This is a genomic window from Kineococcus vitellinus, from assembly GCF_009906315.1.
Taxonomy (GTDB): Bacteria; Actinomycetota; Actinomycetes; order Actinomycetales; family Kineococcaceae; genus Kineococcus; species Kineococcus vitellinus.
In genome coordinates this window covers 1-507 of the sequence record NZ_JAAALL010000650.1, presented here as the reverse complement: position 1 = coordinate 507, position 507 = coordinate 1, and the positions used below count along the sequence as shown (strand labels likewise).

Sequence of the window (507 nt, the reverse complement as noted above, 5' to 3'; positions counted from 1 at the left end):
GGTCCGGGTCCCGGCCCGCGGCCTGCAGCTCGGCGCGGTACGGACCGGTCAGCAACCCCCAGCAGCGCCGGGCCACCGGCGCCGTCCACTCGTGCGCCCCGGCGGCGAGCGCGGCGGCGACGAAGGAGGCGTCCCGGGGCTTGACGGCGGTGGCGTCGAGGGCGGCCAGCGCGGCCTGCAGCTCCTCGCGGCCGGTGGAGCGCTCGCCCACCGCCGGGGCGGCCGCCGGCACGGGGCGCTCCGCCGCGAGGGGGCGCTCGGGTTGGACGGGGCGCTCCGCCTGCAGGAGAGGCTCCGGCGGCACGGGGTGCTGCGGCCGGTCCGGGGCGTCGGGGCGGAGGTGCGGCGAGCGGTGGGTCAGGTCAGGCACGAGGACCAGGACGAGCTCTTCTCCCTGCCCGTCTCGACGCCCCGCACGCACCCCGCTCCGCAGCCGGCTCGGCGGCCGGCCCCGCAACCGGCCCAACGACCGGCCCAGCTGCCGCAGGTGGCGACGCGGTCGAGGCC

General features: G+C 80.9%; 1 protein-coding gene. It reads right to left on the bottom strand.

Annotated elements, in window-relative coordinates:
• The coding region (locus tag GTQ99_RS23930) for a hypothetical protein (RefSeq protein WP_166618106.1) at positions 1-232 on the bottom strand (232 nt) is incomplete at its 3' end.
• Positions 233-507: the final 275 nt, after the last annotated feature.